Here is an 18,716-nt window from a genome sequence, read left to right on the forward strand (position 1 = left end):
AATTGAACCTATGACAGATAAAAAAGTATTGGTCAGTGGCTGCTACGATCTGCTTCATGCGGGACACATTGCCTTTTTTAAGACTGCGGCGCAGTACGGGAAGCTCTATGTGAGTCTTGGACAGGACGAAAATCTTTTGCGGCTAAAGGGGAAAAAGCCCTATTTCTCGCAGGAAGAAAGAGCCTATATGGTTGGTGCAGTAAAATATGTTTCAGAAGCCTTTGTTGCCTCAGGCGAGGGTATGCTCGATTTCGAAGAGGACATGAAGCGTATAAAGCCTGACTATTTTGTAGTGAATTCGGATGGTTACACTGATGGTAAAAAGCGTCTTTGTGAAGAGAACAATGTCGAACTGATCGTTCTGGAGCGTATTCCGGAGGAGGGACTGCCTGCCAGATCCAGTTCGCAATCCAAAAAAGAGTTGAAATTTCCTTACCGGCTCTGCCTGGCAGGGGGATGGATGGATCAACCCTGGGTTTCGAAGGTTCACAGCGGACCCTGTGTGGTCGTTCAGATCTGGCCGGATATCGATTTCAATGATCGTTCGGGAATGGCCACCAGTTCGCGTAAAATTGCACGCGAATTGTGGGGGGACAAGGTCCCGGAAGGAGACCAGGTACGCAATGCCAAATTGCTTTTCGGAGCCGAAAACCCTCCCGGATCAGAGTATATTTCAGGTTCCCAGGATCAATTGGGGATTCTTTTGCCCGGCGCGAACCGATTGGATTATGATGGAAAATTCTGGCCAAACAACATAGAATCGACTGTCGATCCAGATACTTGCGAATGGTTGTCCAAAGTTTTGCACCTCATTCCGCTTGCCCCAAGGCCTGAAGGATATGATCCGTTACTTGAAAAGCACCTATCGATTGAAAACGTTGGTGAATTGGCCGATTCGTGCCAATTGTGTTGGGAAGGCATCGTGGAAAAGGATGTTAAAAAGCTGGGAGAAGGGATGAAAGGAACCTTCCTGTCCTGGAAAAAAATGTTGCCATACACTGTTCCCGATTGGGTTTGGGAAGAGATGAATACCAAATGGTTTTCCAATTATCCGGGGGCAATTACCTCAGGAAGTGGAGGTGGATATGTCATTGTGGCTTCTGAGGAGGAGATTCCGGGAGCATTGAAAATCAAGGTAAAATATTAATTAGATAATGAACCGCAACTATTGTCTGATCATGGCAGGAGGGTCAGGGACCCGCTTTTGGCCGCGTAGCAGGGTAAGCAAACCCAAGCAGTATCTCAATATTTTTGGAGAAGAGTCACTGATTCAGGAGACTGTAAAGCGGTTTTCGAAATTTTTGCCGGAAGAGCGTATTTATATTATCTCGGCCAAATCCCAACAGGATGTCCTGGAGGAACAAATTACCAATCTTCCGCATAGAAACCTGATTTATGAACCGGTCGGCAAAAATACCTTGCCTGCCATAGGTTTGGCAGCCCTGATCATTGCTGAAAAAGATCCTGAAGGAATACTGATTGTTTCTCCTTCCGACCATCTCATCGATAATGAGAAGCTCTTCAAAGATACCATTGAATCGGCTGCTCTGGTAGCAGAGAAAACGAATGGAATCGTGACAATAGGGATTACCCCGAAATACCCGGCTACCGGATATGGATATGTTCAAACTTCAGAAGAGGTAAAACTTGGGCAGCTGATTAAATCCTATTCTGTCAGGCAGTTTGTTGAGAAGCCTAACGTTGAAGTTGCTACAGGGTATCTTCAACAGGGGGGATTTTTCTGGAACAGCGGAATTTTTATTTTCAAAGTCTCCGTTTTTCTGGATTCGGTGAAAAAATATGCGCCTGAGCTTTATGCATCCCTTGAAGAAATCAGAACTTATATTGGTACTGAACAGTTCGAAACTGCACTGGACAAAATTTACAGAGAGGTTACTTCGATTTCTATTGACTATGGCATTCTGGAGAAGGCACAAAATGTTTTTTTGGTACAGGGCGACTTTGTCTGGAACGATTTGGGCAGTTGGGAAGAGGTCTATAAATATAGCCCAAAGGACGAAAATCTGAATGCCCTGAGCGGGAAGGTGATCGTTCGGGAGACAAAGAATTCATTTGTCCATGCACAGGATAGTTTAGTTGCTGTAGTCGGGCTGGAAGATGTGATTGTCGTTCAGGAGGGGAATACCATTCTGGTCTGCAAGCGCGATCAGGCTGAAAATATCAAACAGGTGGTCAGTGAAATTGACGGAAGGAAACTCTATCAATACCTCTAAAAAAAACTTCAAGAACTTTAGAAAAGTTGCAACAATTATAAAATAGAAGGAAAATAGTATGTAACTTTTCTAAAGTTGGAAAGCTATAAAATAGAAGGAAAATAGTATGTAACTTTTCTAAAGTTGGAGAACGGGAACTATTGGATTAACTAATAAAAAGCGGAAAAGATGAAAAGAAAAATTGATTCACTAACAAGTATGGCGATGCTGATCATCGTGCTCAGCATGATGACAACAGTTCCTGTGCTGGCACAGAATTTTACGTCAGCTCCGGAATCTTTCAAGCAGTACACCTATCCGGAGTGGTTCCGTGATGCCAAATTTGGTATCTGGGCGCACTGGGGTCCGCAGGCAGTTCCCCGACAGGGAGACTGGTATGCAAAGCAGTTGTATCAGGAGGGTAGCGGCGATTACAAATACCATGTAGCGCATTACGGTCACCCGTCCAAATTTGGTTACAAAGACATCATTCCTTTGTGGAAAGCAGAGAGGTGGGATCCTGAGCAATTGATGGCATTGTACAAAAAAGTAGGAGCCAAATATTTTGTCAGCATGGCCACCCATCATGATAATTTCTTTTTGTGGAACTCCAAAATTCACAAATGGAATGCGGTGAATATGGGGCCTAAAAAAGACGTGGTTGGCTTGTGGCAAAAGGCAGCCAAAAAGGAGGGGTTGCGTTTTGGGGTATCCGAACACCTGGGAGCAAGTTATACCTGGTTCCAGTCGAGCAGGGGCGCCGACAAAACCAGTCCGATGGCAGGCGTTCCTTACGATGGAACCAATCCGGAATTCGAAGATCTGTATCATCCTAAAACCGCGGCTGACGACAAAGAGTGGTTGACCACCAATCTGGATAACCAGAAAAACTGGCTTGCCTGCATCACCGAGTTGATAGACATGTACAAACCAGACCTGCTCTATTCAGACAGTGAACTTCCTTTCGGAGAAGTTGGCAGGAACATGCTGGCGCATTATTACAACCAGGATATCTCCAAAAACAACGGCAAACTTGAGGCTGTTTACACCTGCAAGCTGCGTGCCTCAGAAGGAAGATGGGTACAGGATCTTGAGCGGGGAGCCATGGATTCCATCAGTCCTTATCCCTGGCAAACCGATACATCCATTGGCGACTGGTACTACCGCACCGGACAAAAATACATGACAGGAACGCAGGTCATCCAGATGCTGATCGACATTGTGAGCAAAAATGGCAACCTGTTGCTCAATGTGGTACAAACTCCGGAAGGAGATCTCGAACCCGATGTTCTGGCTATTTTGGATGTGATCGCTAAATGGACTCCGGCAAATGGTGAAGGCATCTACGGCACACGTCCCTGGAAAATTTATGGCGAGGGACCGACAACAAAGAAAAGTCAGGAAAAGGGGAGATTTGGTGGGGTGAAAGATGTGCGTCCCTATGACTCTTCAGACATTCGGTTTACCCAAAAAGGGGAAACGCTTTATGCATTTTGCATGAAAATCCCTGTGGCGGATGTGAAAATTGTCTCTCTGGGAAATAACTCGAAATTGTCTGATAAAAAGATCAAATCTGTTTCCCTTCTTGGGAGTAAGGAAAAGTTGAGCTGGAAACAGGAAGCTGATGCCTTGGTGATTAACAGACCGGCCAAACTGCCCGAATGGGAAGTGGCAACGTTTAAGGTTGAGTTTAAGAAATAAAACAGGGGAATTCATTCATTTTTGCACTTGGATTCTGTTTCAATGGCTATGCTACTGACGTAAATATCTTTAGTCTAATAGCCGTAGCTTAAAATTGAATTAGTCAATTCAATATTTGTTTCCGTAGCTCCGGGAATAGAGATTGCTCCTGCTCCTAGTGCGAAAACGACGTGGCTGCAATAGTTGTGGCTGATTTCAGAAGGTCTCTGCGTTTCATTGGTGTAGAATTGATAGAATAAAATTACCCGAAGCTAAAATTCCACTAAATTCACAAAATTTTTAATGCGAGCGATGTGAGCAGCCAATCCAAATTTGTGAATCGCTCAATTTAGGTATTACTATACGCAAACTACGATTTTAACTGACTATAGTGTGTTTTTTCCCTTTCAACTTTTTACTTTTGCCTTTTTATTTTTGGTCTGACACAACTACCGCTTAAAGCTTAACAGAATATTGTAATAAACAAAAAATAATGAAGTTTGCCATTTTATACTTAAACAACCTGAATATCAGTTCGGTTGAAAAGACCTATTCAAAAACAATCAAGCAGTTACAGGAAGGCGATTTTAAAAGCGCTGATGTGCGAAAAATGGCGGGTACCGGTTATTACAGGGCAAGACTTGATATTCGCGACAGGTTGCTTTTTACCTTTGCAAGCTACGACGGGAAAAGGTATTTGATTGTTTTAGAAGTTATTAAAAATCACCAATATAGTAGCAGCCGGTTTTTACGTGGCGCTGTTCTTCCTGATGAAGATAAGTTTGTGCCGGTGCTGTCGCCCGACGAAATTACTGTTGCTGAAGATTTCATTTTTATCAATCACAAATCGAACCGGATACACTTGCTCAATAAGTTCATCTCGTTCGATAATATACAGAATTTCATCTATTCACTTTATCCGCCATTGATTATTGTAGGTTCGGCCGGAAGCGGAAAAACAGCTTTGGTACTCGAAAAGCTAAAAGATCTGCCCGGTGAAATAGCCTTCATTTCGTTGTCGAACTTTTTGGTCGAAAATGCGTCAAAAATCTACTATTCAAATGGTTTCGATGCCGAAAACCAAGACGTAGAATTTTTATCGCTCCATAATTACCTTTCAAGTTGGGAAAAACCGCAAGGAAGAGAGGTTGGTTTTCCCCAGTTCGACAGTTGGTTTTTCCGGTTTTCGCAAGCCGTAAAAATCAACGAACCCTATCGTGTGTTCGAGGAGTTTAAGGGCGTAATCACCGGTTCGCCCATTCATGCCGCTTATCTCACGAAGAAGGAATATCTGGATTTAGGCGTAAAACAATCCATCTTTTCAACTGCCGAGCGCGAACGACTTTACCCGTTATTCCTGAAGTATCTGGATTGGCTGAACGAAAATAATTTATACGACAGTAATGTGCTGTGCTATCAATATCTGGAAAAAATAAAGCCCCGATACGATTATATCGTGGTTGACGAGGTGCAGGACATTACCAACATTCAGTTGAAATGTATTTTGCAATCGTTGAAACATAAAAATCACTTTATCCTGACTGGCGACAGCAACCAGATTGTACATCCCAACTTTTTTTCGTGGGGAAAAGTAAAAAGCTATTTTTACGAAAGCGGAGATATCGGCAATCCGATAAAAATTCTACAGGCGAACTACCGGAACAGTTTGCAAGTGGTGGAATTGGGCAATAATTTACTGAAAATCAAAAATACCCGCTTTGGTTCCATCGATAAAGAAAGCAATTACCTGATAGGTACTGTAAGCAAAAATAAAGGGGAGGTGCTTCTTTATCCGGACGAGGAAAAAAAGAAAAACGAACTCAACCGGCGCACTCAAAACAGTACACAATATGCAGTGATCGTACCTGCCAACGAACTGAAAAACGAAGCCAGGCGATTTTTTAAAACACCCTTGATTTTTAGTGTGCAGGAAGCCAAAGGCCTGGAATACGAAAATGTAATTTTACTGAACTTTGTCGCGAGCCACGAAGCCGAATTCCGCGAAATAATCAAAGGTGTAACACCGGCAGATTTGCTTAAAGAAGAGTTGGTATATAACCGGCCTGCAGACAAACAGGACAAGGATGCAGAAGTTTATAAGTTCTATATCAATTCGTTGTACGTAGCCATTACGAGGGCCGTAAAAAATATTTATATTTTCGAGAAGCAGGCAAAACACCCTGCCTTGCAACTTTTGCAGATGCAGGAAACCAAATCAGAAATTAAGGTTGTTGAAGTCAAATCAACACTGGAAGAATGGCTGGCCGAAGCTCAACGACTTGAAGATCAGGGGAAAATTGAGCAAGCAGAGCAAATTCGTGCCAAGTATCTGGGTTACGAATACCTGAGTTTTGAACAATTGGAAATTATTAAGCAGTTGGCGCTCGATCCGGGCAAAAAAGAAAACGAAGTAAAGAAAGAGCGTAAACAACTTTTTCAATATGCCCTTGCGCACCAACGATATGATTGGATAGAACAATTGGCTCAATTGCAATTTCAACGGGCCATTTCGTTGATGAAAGAGTTGAAGCAGGACCGAAAAGAGTATATCAAAGACATAAGGTTAGGACGTAAAACCGAAGCCTTAAGGGTGGTAAAAAAATACGGGATTGATTTTCGTGCCGATGACGAAGGGGCAACCGGTTTGATGCTTGCCTTATATCATGGACAAGACGAACTGATTCCCGAACTTATTCAGTTACGCGCCTCCCTTTTGATTAAAGACCGGCAAGATAAATTTGGTGCCAACTACCTGCTGTCTGGTTTTTTGCAAAATATTCTTCAACGAAAACCACAAACTGCCACGATTTCAACACTCAACCGTTTCTGGAGGTTAATTAATCCCAATAGTTTGACCTACGAGACTTACAACAGGCAATTTCAGGCAAATTCGCACAGCATGGTTTATTTTTTAATTATCCTGATGCGTTGCCTGAATGAATTGCACCCTGAAAAAGCTATTTACCAAAAAGGCACCCCTGATGAAAAAACCATGGCGTTCTTCAACATGGACGATATGGTGAAATATGCAGAATTAATACCCGATGAGATACATCCACCCTACCGCAAAAAACGACAATACATCAATAGCGTACTGTCGTCGAACGAAATCAGCCGTGCCGGATTTCCGAACTGTAAAATGGCCTTCACCCGAATTGGCAGAGGCGCCTATGTGGTAAATCACAAAATAAATTGGCTGTGAGAATTATATATTGATCCACGGTGAAAACCGGTTTTTTATTTTGTTGCCCCAAAAGGATGAAGCTATTCTTCTAATTTTTCTTGCAACAGATACACTGACCCTAAGATTGTGATAGTCAAATATCTCCTGGAGTTGAATGAGAGACGTATCAGACCACAAGATTTTTACTTCCATGTTTCAATCTGGTCAATGAGATTTCGAGCTTCTGTAACTCTTCCATTTTCAAAATCTTCTTCAGATTTCTCAACAATTTCATTGAATTCTTTCAACGTCAGTAAATCTAATTCCCTATTTAGTTTCTTCTTTCTTTCAATTAGAAGCAACTTTTCAAGTTTCGTAACAAGCTCATCGTCTGCAACCCGAAGAAATTCTTGAACAAAATGCAGTTTTCTTGCTTGAATATCCATGTTCTATTCATTTTAATAGTCAAAGATAAGTACTCTTTATCAGAAATCATTCGTGATTTCTGATAAAGAGTACTTTCCTTCGGCTTTTGCAATCATATGTACATGGTTGGTCATGATACACCATGCAAAAAGTTCCAATCCTTTCTGTTTTTAGCAATACGCGAGGTTATCAACCAGAATGTCTTTGTATTCATTGCAGGTAAAAACATCAACCCGACCTTGAACGGCCAAAGTTACATAATAAAGATCATCAGGATTATGGAACTTATATTTTCGGCTCATTCCCGGAATATTGCTGTTAAGCAAATGTAGTCTTTTTGATCAATTGTATGGGCACGGATTGCAAATCCGCGCCAGCAGGGGGAAGCTGAGCTCTTGACAGCACAAAAATCAAAATCAGAAGAGAAGTGATTAATAATCGGGGGATTACGTTCATTATTATTTTATTGAAAGTTTTGTTGATCATTTTTGTTTCCAGATGAACCTGTAATTGAATCTCCGGTTTGGTGCCGTATCGCCATTTATAATCAAAGAAATCGGATTATTCAAATCTGCAGCATTATCGCTCCACTTGAAGTCGAAGGTAAATTTGTTTCTGGTCAGTCCAAGTAATTTCCGGGGAATAGCCAGCTCCAGTTCATTACCAGCGTAACGAAATTTCAGATCGGCAACCTCAACCCAGGGATTCTTCGGACGAGTGCTATCATAACGCATAAGTGTTGTTGTTTTTTCGTCTTTTACATTCTTATTTATCAGGTAATCATAACCATACCAACCTGTTTCAGGGTTATTATCGGCATCAACCAGCAACAACATCCAATTGTTGCCGGTAAGGGCTGTCAACTTTTCGCTGGTTTCGGCATAAAAACAGATATTCCGCTTATCGACAGCTACTTTACTGGTGACGATATCGTTTCTTCCGGATTCATTGGTATAATGCAATCCACCATATCCGTTATGGTCACGATGAAAAATATCACCTTTCGTATCACGATATTCAGTTTCTACAGGGTTCCAGTCGTCAAAACTACCATCCGTTTTAATCCTGGAATACCCTTTTAGTTTGGGGATTGGCCGAACGCCCTTGTAACGGCGGATGTTCTGTGCCATCTGCATGTAATAGTTGTCGGTGTACCCATCTTTCATGGGCTGAATGCCCCGGTTAAATTCGGCATTATACTGATCAACAAAAAAGAACGGGTTATCCCGTCCCAGCCAGGGTTTTGTTCCGCCACCTTTCGGCTGATATTTCCCGGCAGTCCATTCATTCCAGTCGTTGACATATAGAAATTCAGGGTTGGCAGCTATGGCATCGTTCCATCGCTCCTGAAAATAGATGCCATATCCTTCAGGGTGCTCAACCGTTTTTCCCAGCCAGGGGACATAAGTTGGCTCTGGCAGATCGTATTCATTCAGTGTGGGCTGACCACTTTCCCGTGACCACGATTTACCTACGCCCATATTTTCGCTGTTCATTGTGACCGGATGTTGTGCAGGTGTGACAGCTGCCTCTTCCCGTTTCCCTTTGTGTGTAGAAAGCAACTCTTCGGGTTTCAATGCTTTTACTTTGGGATCGGCCATGCTGTAACCAAAACTCCAGTTATCTTCGGTACCGATAAAACGTTTACCACCCCATTTATAATACCCCCACCACATCGTGCGAAGAGTGAAGAAATCTTTCACCTCTTTAGTATAGTCTTTATAAGACTCTTCGGTATAATCAGGATTTCCAAAATGCGGATTATTCTGATCCGTTTTTGCAGCCGCCTCATAATTCGGATTGGGATTTTTTACTTCACCGCCATTGGCATCTAATTTCGGATTTCCGTTGTATAATAAAAGCGGTTTGTCATCCCAGTAATACCATAAATCAGTGAATTTTTTATTCTTATAAATCTTCTCGTACAAATCCTGAACAACGGTGATCACCGGGCCGTTGAATGCCCAGAACAGGAATTTCGGTACTTTATTCCCTTCGGCTTTCATTTTCTGCAAGGTACTGAAGGTAACTTCACATTCGTCCCAATAGCGCACCGCATTGGTCACATCCATCACCAGCACATCAACGCCGGCATCGGCCAGCATTGACATGTCTTTACGGATCACATATTCGTCCTGACTGAGGAAATAACCCATTTCGGGCTCGCCCCAATGATACGAGCCTTCGGTCCAGAGCGGATTTTTCGCATCTAAACGTGCATTCGGATCTGCTTTCAGTATTTTTGAAACATCAGCAGCGTACGGATTTTTGAATTTGCCGTAATGACCTTGCGTGTGCCAGGTAATGTAGAAAATACCGACCATCCGGCGCTGGTCGTTTTTAACCGGGCCAACTTCCGAAAACGCTGGCATCGTCCGGCCTAAGGCATCATTTGCCACCCAGGTGTCGGGATAAATGTCGCGGTAATAATTTTCGTCAGAAGTGGTGGATGAAACCTGGGAACCAGAAGTCTCCGGTTTTGCCGGTTTGTCTTGTGCAAAACACAACGCAACCGGAAATGCCATTAGTACAAATGCGATGAAACTATAACGATGAAATAAATTTTTCCTTTTCATGTGTATATAATTTGTTTTTTAAAGGTCACATGGAACCCTCAGAGATATTCATCTTCTTTGGCGAGCCTTTGCTCATGAGGGTTTCATATCCTGTAAGATTAAAATGAGTACCTGAATAAATTCTTTAATACTGTACATTTAAAACTTTTACAGGCCCAAACAATCCGGACGGTTGCAATGGGTTGTCGGCCTTATACGGATTGACCGGACACCAGGCCTGTCGCAGATTCCCGGGCAGGTTCAGATCGCCAATCAAGCGGTTGACCCAAGTGTTGACCACTTCAACCTTCAATTCGTTTTCGCCTTGTTTAACCAACTTTGTGATGTCAAGCTGGTAAGGTGCCGTCCACAATCCTCCGGCATAAGCACAGTTTACAGTGACTTTGGCCATTGCGGTAACACGGCCCAGATTGATAATTACGTTTTCTCCCTCGGGTATCTTATCCAAACTGAATTTGCAGTTGTAGAATGCCGTTCCTGAATAGTATTTGATCCGGTCATCTGGTGAAGTCGACCAATCCTGAAGTGTTTCGAAAACGACCGGTTCCTCCGGCCCCCTTTGTTCAGCATCGAATTTGACAGTCCATGGTCCTTTCAGATCAGCGAGAAGGGTTGGTTCCGGGTAATTGGCTTCCACTCCGCTTACCAGGGCTTTGCCCACTTGCTTGCGAAAAACGATAAACACACTTTCGTAAGGTTCCAGCTTTAACGGAACAACGGTCGTATTTTCTTTCTGGTCGTAAGCCGGAAGGTCGCGCATGTAACCGGTAGTAGCTTCCCAAAGTTCTGGCTGCAAATCTTTTACCCTAAATTCAGGAGTAACCATTTTGGTTTCTGAAGTTTGATTCGAAACAAAATAGATTTCGCCGTTTCCTAGCGTACGGTGTCCATAATGGACAGTATTGTCCGCTGGCAACTTGCAGTCCGGCACACAGTTGATCTGCGCAAAGGCTTCGGTCATGTCTATGCCGTTCATGATTGTTCCTTTGCCGAATTTCCGGGATTTAACCTTTATTCCATCCACTTCTCCCCATAGTTTGGCAGCCAGTTTTTGAATTTCCTCATCAGCGGCAGGCTGGTTTTGCAAACTGGGCGATCGTTTAGGTGCCGGGCCCAAAACAACTGCACCATCATTGACCAACTGTTTGATTTTAGCCAACAGTTCCGGGCGCGTAGTTTCTAGTTTGGGAAGTACCAAAATCCGGTATTGTGTTCCATGAGGCAAAGTAATCAGCCCATCTTTTACCGTCATATATTTTTCAATGACCTCGGCATTCATATAGTCAAACTGGTAGCCAACGGGAAGGGCAGGATCAGTGACTCCGGTCATTTTTGGGGCATCTTCGCCAATGAAATAGGCCACATCGGCCACGTTCAATCCCTGCTGAAGCATAAAGTTTGTCCTCTTGAGGTATTGGGTATAAACATCCATTTGCGAAAACCAGGTATTTTTGCGGTTAAACTCATTGCCGAACCAGGCATTCATTCCAGGATTTTTGTCCTCGTAAGGTTGCGTGATGTACACATGCAGCAGCGTATTATTGATTCCCTCGGCAAAAAAGCGATCGCCACGTTGTTTGATCGTTGCCGGATAACGACTAAATGGCTTACCTGCGCAGGTGTTGGATTCGGCCGAAATCTTTGTTTTTCCGTAGATATGACCGCAAGAAGTTGCTGCACGGCATTCGATATTTCCGCGTTCCCCTTCGCTCCAGAACTCACCACCAATTTCATCCGATTGCCCTCCATACATCAGGAACTCACTCGGAAACCCCCAGTGACCATAGTTTTCCAACCATGTTCTCAATCCATGTTTATGGCTAACCTCTCTCAGTCCTCCCACATAATCGTATGCTACTTTGTCGGCAACCATCCGCCGCATATCCCAAAGAAAGCGGTCAGACGACTGTTCACTGTTTACCACCAAGCCCTTGTAAACCGGAAGATACGGCACCGGATCGTAACCATATCGCTGCTTAAATTCTGCAAGGAAATCATCGGTAAAGTTCTGCCCGCCGGTTTCATAGCTATCCTGAACAACTACTTTGAAACATTTTCGGTCAGCTTCGGGAATTCGTTTCAGTATTTCGCCCATGTGGCCATAGAAGTGTTTTTCCACAAGTTTTTTGCTCATCTTGTCCACCTCGTAACCGGTAGCTTCGGGCGAGGCCGGGCTGTTTACCGTTCCGGTGGGGGTCATACCGTTGCGAAGGATAACCCAATCGCCTTCAGGAACATCCCAATTAAGGGTTCCGTCGGTTGACAAATATTGCGAAATGTCGAGGACTTTTGATGCGTCAATCACAGTAGCCTTGTCGTCCACAACCGGCTGTTGGGGCCATTGATAATCTTTCCAGTAAGGTAGCGGGGTCGGGTGCATTTTGGCCAGGGTCTTCTCGCTGTAACGCCCGACCCGGGGCGATGTGGAAAGTATTACTTCGGCAAGTCCTGTACCCGATTTCGCATTTTTCACAATCAGTCGGAAGTGAGTGGCAGTGGTAGCCGGAAATGATACGACGACCGGCGCATAAGGTTCAAAACCTACATTCAGTGCCGGGTTTGAACGGTTGATTTGAAATTCGGAAAGAGTGCGGTATTCGCCACCGGCTGTTTTGACCTGAAACTGAGCCGTGGCAAGCATTGGACGTTCGGTGGATCGAACCGAAAGACTGCGGGCAGTAAATGGCCCTTTAGCCTCGAAGTTGACAATAAATTCATTTCCTGCCGGGAAGGTGATCCCCGTATTTTTGTTGCCATCGCTGATGCTCGAAAGATCGGCAACGCCTGGCATAGAGGTGATTGTTCCGTTTTGACTGTTCAAAACGAGTTGGTCATCTTTTGGCGCGGGGTAAGCAATCACTTTCACATCCTGAAAGATATCGATTGGTTTTTCGAGTTTCTGAGTGAGTTTCTGCGGCCCTTTAACACGTAATTCTGAAGAGATAAGGTAGCGCATGGCGTCCTCCGACTTTATCCATGGGCCACCAGATTGGCTCCAGCCGGGTGAATTGAATATCCCAATTTCGATGTTCAGCTCAGTTGCCGTTTTCAAAGCTGCATGAAGGATATTCCACCATTCTTCACTGAGCATTTTTACTTTCCCGTAAGGAATATCTGCGAGACCGATATTTCCGATAAAGGCCCGGTTGATGCCGGCCTGTTTCATCGCGTGGAGGTCTTTGATTACGCCTTCCTTCGAAATATTGTCGGAAATCCAGTACCAGTAAACGCTGGTTTGAATGGAGTCGGGAGGCGTGACAAAGCCGGATTCCAGGGCCTTTGGCGAAATTTTTGCATTATTTGTATCGCAGGCTGCAATAAGAAAGCCAAATGCCAGACAGATAATTAGTTTAAATGTTTTTTCCATAACTTAATGATTTAGTATTAATTACATTTTCCTTATTTGTTAGAGAATTATTCATTTTATAGGCACAATAGGTCTGGTATCATCTTCGCGGTATAGAATCCGCCAGGTATTTTCAGGAAAAATGTTAAAATATTACGCTGTGCGCTAACCTGTAGCGGAATGTACAGAATACACGAAAGGAAAATCAAGGCCAAAAAATTACTTCGTATAACCTTTATAATCAAATTATTGATTTGTCGATATTGGATCATTAATGGTCTCATCGCATTTGGTTTGAAAAATATTTTGCATTTGAACAGATAGCTTATTTTAATAGATCAACCGGCCTTATGTAGGGCGGATTGATCAAGGTTGGGCGTTTTGATCTGCTTGTTCCCGTAGCAACCTAACATGTCAAAAGTTTGCTGATCGGAAAAGATAAATACCAGATTTGGCTTCTCCGGTTTCTTCACCGAACATGAGAATAGCATCATCCCCGAAAGCGCCAAGGCAATTGATTTTGAGTTCATATTTATAACTTTTTTCGTATTTAAATCCATATTCCTGTTTTACACTTTTTTTACCTCATTATCTTATGAATAATCATTGTTTCAAGCGGAAATTTCGGTATTCAATTTTCATAGGCGGACCAACATGTACTTGTACACCGAGTAATCCTTTAAATTTCCGGTTAATGGTGTCGTTATCGGTTACCTCACTCATCAAAACTCCGTTGATGAAATGTTGCATTCGGTTTCCCTTAACAATTAAATGAACTTCGTTCCAGTCGTCCTTTTTAATGTATCTTTTCAATGAATCAGAATTGGCTATGGTGGATTCTAATATTGGTTTTTTACCGCTTTCGAGTACTACTTTCTGACCACGCAAAGCCAGAAAAGCGCGACCTCGTTCTTCGTAGTTTTGCCCGGTGTACCTATTGGCGCCATCAATATCGGCCTGATAGCCTTTTAAGGCAAAAGGTAAATCCGGAATCTCTTCACTTCGATAATTGATGCCACTGTTCCCGCCTTCCGAAATGCGATAATCCACTTTTAACTCAAAATCAGCAGTTAAGCCACCGCGCCAAATAATAAACGTATTTCTTTTAAGTATGGTAGCCGGAGTAACTGTACCCACCAAATTGCCATTTTCAACCTTCCAGTAATTAGAATCCCCATCCCAGTTTCGAAGGGTTTTTCCATCAAATATTCTGACATATCCCTCTTTGTCAGCAGAATTCAGTTTAACTATTTTGCACCCTGAAGTTATCAGGATTAATGCTAATCCTGTTAGGCTAATATTGATGAAAGCTGATTTGAAAAATTTCATGGTCATTTATTTAATATTTTTGCGTCAAAATGAATTTTAACTAGCCCTTGCCCATCGGAAATCCGGGAAAAGTAACAGCCATATTTTCGAGTAATTCTGTTTTTAACTGTTCACGTATTTTTTGGTATTTTTTGTTCGAATACAGATTTTTCCATTCGTGCGGATTGTTTATCACGATGGCATCCCAGCGCTGCTGATCAGTCATAAAGAATATGATATTCGGCTTTGCAGGATCTTCTGTTGAAACATTTACATTGATTTCTCCTTTTTTATCAGGAAAAATCCGACCAGAACTTGCACCGTTAATCGAAAGGGCAATACAACATCCAACACCTGCCTGTACGGATTTCCGAATAAAACTTTTGTGATTGATCATGATTCGCTATATTAGATTAACGTTCAGAATAAACGAAGTTGAAGCGTCCGCCCGGTGCAGTATCTCCATTGACATAGAAATCCATAATGTTCCCATTCTCCTGCATATTGTCGTTCCACTTGAATTCAATGTTGATCGCTGTACCAGAAAGGTTCAAAATGCCCCTCGGAATTTCAAGCTCAAGTTTATTGCTGTTGACCGCAAATTTGGTTGCAGCCACCTGTTCCCATTCCCAACGGCCCCCCGACATTTTTCTCAACAATAACTTTATGGTTATTGGGACTAATCCGGTTAACGATATAATCATATCCATTCCATCCGGTAGATTTATCACGGTCACTATCGATGAACAACATCATCCAGTTTCGTCCGTTTTGTAGAGTAAGCTTTTCGGCCGTTTCCACATAAAAATAAATTTTCTCTGCATCACGGGCTACCTTTGCCCCGACAATGTCATTGCGCCCCGTATTGTTCTTATAATACTGGTCATAACGCCCCCGGTGATCACGGTGCATGGTGTTTCCCTTATAGTGCTTATATTCAGGCAAAACAGTCGAATTTTAGAATTCAGTCTCATAATCGTCTTTTATAGTTCTTCCATTTATTTACTTTCAAGAATACTCACCGGTCCCAACAACCCTGATTCCATCAACGGGTCATCTTTTTTGTAAAAACGATGTGTGGTAAAGGTATAACGGCCACTCGTCCGTGGTGTACCGTTGAGAAGCCAGTCCGGCCACTTGTTGTCTTTAATACCATCATCAGGGAGTGACTCGTCACCAATAAGCCTGTTTGCCCATAGGTTAGCAACATCGATCTCAAGTTTGTTGCCTTTTTTCTTTACTGCTCCGGAGATATTCACCTGCCACGGTGAGGTCCAGAGGACACCCAGGTCTTTACCGTTCAACCGGATGCGGGCCATGTTTTTTACTTTTCCCAAGTTCAGATAAAGTTCTGACTTTTTCAATGAACCGGTAGATTCCGGCATATCGAAGGTCTTGGAATAGGTCGCAATACCGGAATAGTAACGAATTCCCTCCTCCGGCCGTCTTGTCCAGTCGGAAAGGGTTTCAAAAACCACTTTTTCGGGGCCACCCCAGGCGGGATCAAAAGCAATATTCCACGGTCCCTCCAAAGTCATGATTGGATGACTGTCGGTAAAATCATTTTTGGATACAGGCTCTTTTGATTCAGGCTTAAGTGATTTGTTGAATATTACAAAAAAACTTTGCGAAGCATCGAGTTTTACATTGATGGAAATACCGTTCCCGGTTTTTTCAAGGTTGTTTAAAGGACGGATTTCTCCTGTTACCGCGTCCCACAATTCTGCATTTAAAGTACCATCCCTGAATTGGCATACATCCTCAACAGGCTGATCGGTACGGTTCGAAATAAAATAGATTTCCCGATCGGGCAGCGACCGGTGGTTATACCTGATGGATCCGGATGCCGTAAAATCAGGATTAACACCTAATTTGAGAAGTAGGGCAGCAGTGGAATCGTAAGGTGAATAGAGTTCAGTGGCAAACTGCCCCGCCGGGTTTTGGCTTGTAGTTAGAGGCGCATGTCCGGCGATTATTTGGTTTGTGCCCCACAATTCAGCGGCGAGGGCCTGTAACTGCTTATCACACCCGGGATAATTGACGAGAGAAGGTGATTTTGATGGCGGATTGCCGACCACGGTTGCCCCTGCTTTAACAAGGGAAGCGATTTTGGTAAGCAGTTCCGGTGTCATTGTTTCAACATCGGGCAAAACCAATACACGGTAAGAGCCGCTGCCCGGAAAAACGATCCGTTTGTTGACCACTTCAGCATTTTTCAATAGGAGAGGGGAACAACCGTCGAATGAGTAGCCCCGTTTATCGGGTAAGACATCCGTTCCTTCGAGTGCCGATCCGGGGGCGCGAAAAACGTGCGGCGCACCCTCGGGGGTGAGGTACAGAATATCGGCAACTGCAGTTCCCTGTGAAAGTATATAGGAACACCTGGCAACATATTTATGATAGGAGGGAACCATCGGCCACCACGTTTGACCACGATCCCAGTGAACACCGTACGGGCCCATCGTAACACCGGGTTTTAACCCGTCGCCATAGGGTTTATGGGCAAAAGTATGATAGACAAACCGGTTAATTCCCATGCTAAATGCCCAGTCGCTCTGGTCTTTCATGTTACCTGGGTATTTTTTCCAGGCTTCAAACGATTCAGCGGTAAAGGCTTCTGCACCTACCACAGGTTTGCCCTGAACATGTGCTATGGATGTTGCTTCGATGCAGCTGAAGGCAGAATTGAAGCCGAATTTATCGGACCAGAATTCGCACATTGGCACATCGGCAACACTTCCAAGATCAAGATCGGCGGTAGGGTTCATATCATACGGTTCGATCGACAGGTTGAAGCCATTTCTCCTGCCCAGTTCTTTCAGCCTCCCGGCGTGATTTTCTATAATAAGTTCCTGTGATGTCAACCGTACGTCCCATAAGAAACGCTCGCTGAGCTCCAGGCTGCCGACGACCTGTCCCGCATAGGTTGGCAGATACAATAAGGGGTCATAGTCCCTCCGTTTTTTAAATTGCTCACGGAAATCGCCGGTCCAGTTTTGTGACCCCATTTCCCAACTGTCAATATGAAGCGTCTTCCAACCACCGGTTGTAGATTTTCGTGGACCCACCTTCTTCAGGAGTTTTCCGATGTAGGCATCAAAATGGGCATCGAAGGCCACCGTATCAAACTTATCGACCTCAAATCCCAATCCGGGCTTCGGTGCAGGCCGCGTAACCGCGCCATTGTTGCGCTTGCCAAACCGCAGAATGGTCCAGTTCCCGGCCGGAACATTCCATTGGAGCGTGCCATCGGATCGTACCATTTTGGTAAGGTCAATGATCTTCGACTGATCAATGGCCGATCCCGGAATTTCGGGATAAGATGCCGGGGCCGGAAGGAATTGTTTAACACCCGGTTGGGAGGAATAGGGAGCCCGGTAATAGAGCGCTTTTTCATCCACATCGGCAATTGCCGTTGCGGTTTTCGGAGTGGGATAGGCCAACACCGCGACATCTTCGTACCAGCCATCACGAATCTGTTTAAGGTCTTTTGGTACACTTCCTTCACCGAAAAATGGTTTTCCAGGTTCGGGTTTTGTGAGTATAGCATTGAAAGCCGATGGGCCTTTCACCTCTGTAGAGCTGGCGACCAGGTGCATCATCGATTGTTCGGGTTTTACCCATGGACCACCGCTGCCGGCCCAGCCCGGACCTGACCCAAGGATGATCTGTATCCCCAATCTTTCGGATTCGCGAACCGCGTGAACATACAAATCCTGCCACTCATCACTCAGGAAATCAACCTTGCCGCGCGGGACGCCAACATTCACTTCCAGAAAAAGAACGTACCCGATGCCGGCGGCTTTCATCGATTCCAGATCGGCTGTCATTGCCTCGCGACTGGTGTTCCCGTCCATAAAATACCAGTATACTCCCGGTCTTGCAGAATCAGGGGGATTGAGAAAACCTGCTTTCAGGGAATCAGTTGAATCCGGGGTACATTGGAATGCCAGCAAGCAAACCAACAGGCCGAATAGCGGCCAGAGAAAACGAATTATTCTGCG

At 44.0% G+C, this 18,716-nt stretch carries 12 protein-coding genes; 4 read left to right on the forward strand and 8 right to left on the reverse strand.

Going from position 1 to position 18,716, the window contains the following annotated elements; all coding sequences use genetic code 11:
- Positions 1 to 10: 10 nt before the first annotated feature.
- The 4 genes from M0R21_07830 (at position 11) to M0R21_07845 (ending at position 7,095) form a co-directional block, all read left to right on the forward strand.
- A complete protein-coding gene (locus tag M0R21_07830; GenBank protein ID MCK9617732.1) occupies positions 11 to 1,147 on the forward strand; it encodes an adenylyltransferase/cytidyltransferase family protein in 1,137 nt (378 codons plus the stop codon).
- Between the two features lie 7 nt (positions 1,148 to 1,154).
- Entirely contained in the window at positions 1,155 to 2,234 is a 1,080-nt protein-coding gene (locus M0R21_07835) for a mannose-1-phosphate guanylyltransferase (GenBank protein ID MCK9617733.1), read from the forward strand.
- A 204-nt stretch (positions 2,235 to 2,438) separates the two neighbouring features.
- On the forward strand, positions 2,439 to 3,914 hold the full coding sequence (locus M0R21_07840; protein ID MCK9617734.1) for an alpha-L-fucosidase: 1,476 nt from the start codon (positions 2,439 to 2,441) through the stop codon (positions 3,912 to 3,914).
- Between the two features lie 472 nt (positions 3,915 to 4,386).
- A complete protein-coding gene (locus M0R21_07845; GenBank protein ID MCK9617735.1) occupies positions 4,387 to 7,095 on the forward strand; it encodes a UvrD-helicase domain-containing protein in 2,709 nt (902 codons plus the stop codon).
- 164 nt (positions 7,096 to 7,259) lie between these two features.
- Here M0R21_07845 and M0R21_07850 read toward each other — a convergent pair whose 3' ends face one another.
- From M0R21_07850 to M0R21_07885, 8 genes are all read right to left on the reverse strand, one after another.
- A complete protein-coding gene (locus tag M0R21_07850) occupies positions 7,260 to 7,502 on the reverse strand; it encodes a hypothetical protein (protein ID MCK9617736.1) in 243 nt (80 codons plus the stop codon).
- 462 nt (positions 7,503 to 7,964) lie between these two features.
- Complete coding sequence (locus tag M0R21_07855) at positions 7,965 to 10,058, reverse strand: hypothetical protein (protein ID MCK9617737.1); 2,094 nt, start codon at positions 10,056 to 10,058, stop codon at positions 7,965 to 7,967.
- A 124-nt stretch (positions 10,059 to 10,182) separates the two neighbouring features.
- Positions 10,183 to 13,425 (reverse strand): glycoside hydrolase family 2, encoded by a 3,243-nt coding sequence (locus M0R21_07860; GenBank protein MCK9617738.1) that lies wholly within the window; start codon positions 13,423 to 13,425, stop codon positions 10,183 to 10,185.
- A gap of 317 nt (positions 13,426 to 13,742) precedes the next feature.
- Complete coding sequence (locus M0R21_07865; GenBank protein MCK9617739.1) at positions 13,743 to 13,934, reverse strand: hypothetical protein; 192 nt, start codon at positions 13,932 to 13,934, stop codon at positions 13,743 to 13,745.
- 73 nt (positions 13,935 to 14,007) lie between these two features.
- A complete protein-coding gene (locus M0R21_07870; protein MCK9617740.1) occupies positions 14,008 to 14,733 on the reverse strand; it encodes a DUF1080 domain-containing protein in 726 nt (241 codons plus the stop codon).
- 40 nt (positions 14,734 to 14,773) lie between these two features.
- A complete protein-coding gene (locus M0R21_07875; protein ID MCK9617741.1) occupies positions 14,774 to 15,109 on the reverse strand; it encodes a hypothetical protein in 336 nt (111 codons plus the stop codon).
- A 185-nt stretch (positions 15,110 to 15,294) separates the two neighbouring features.
- The gene (locus M0R21_07880) at positions 15,295 to 15,657 is read right to left on the reverse strand and encodes a hypothetical protein (GenBank protein ID MCK9617742.1); all 363 of its coding nucleotides are present in this window, start codon (positions 15,655 to 15,657) and stop codon (positions 15,295 to 15,297) included.
- Between the two features lie 53 nt (positions 15,658 to 15,710).
- Positions 15,711 to 18,569: a glycosyl hydrolase gene (locus M0R21_07885; protein ID MCK9617743.1), complete on the reverse strand. Its 2,859-nt coding sequence runs from the start codon at positions 18,567 to 18,569 to the stop codon at positions 15,711 to 15,713.
- Between the last annotated feature and the right edge of the window lie 147 nt (positions 18,570 to 18,716).

It is taken from the genome of Lentimicrobiaceae bacterium (genome assembly GCA_023227965.1).
In the GTDB taxonomy this organism is placed as follows: domain Bacteria; phylum Bacteroidota; class Bacteroidia; order Bacteroidales; family JALOCA01; genus JALOCA01.